Genomic DNA, 263 nt, shown 5'->3' with positions numbered 1-263 from the left:
GATCTCGTTTTGGGAGAGGAGGTTGTCATGCACCCCATTGGCCATGATGCCGCCGACATATTTCCGGATCTCGCCGATCCCCTGGATCAGGTTGTGGCCGATCCGGTTGCCGTTCGAGCGGTCCGACAGGTCCATGCCGCTGCCGGCCAGATGCTCCATCAGGTTGCCGTCAATGACGTTGTTCGAGGAGCCGCTGAGCCGGAGCCCATTGCCGACATTGACGAAGCGGTTGCCGCCGATCCGGTTGCCACTGGAGCCCGTCA

The 263-nt window shown here is 62.0% G+C and carries 1 protein-coding gene; it reads right to left on the bottom strand.

Annotation, left to right across the window (positions count from 1 at the left end; translation table 11 throughout):
• Positions 1-263: right-handed parallel beta-helix repeat-containing protein (locus JT719_RS25720; protein WP_207436458.1), on the bottom strand; the 263-nt coding region annotated here is incomplete at both ends.

Source organism: Sabulibacter ruber, assembly GCF_017355955.1.
Taxonomy (GTDB): domain Bacteria; phylum Bacteroidota; class Bacteroidia; order Cytophagales; family Hymenobacteraceae; genus Nibribacter; species Nibribacter ruber_A.
This window is presented reverse-complemented; position numbering and strand designations above follow the sequence as displayed.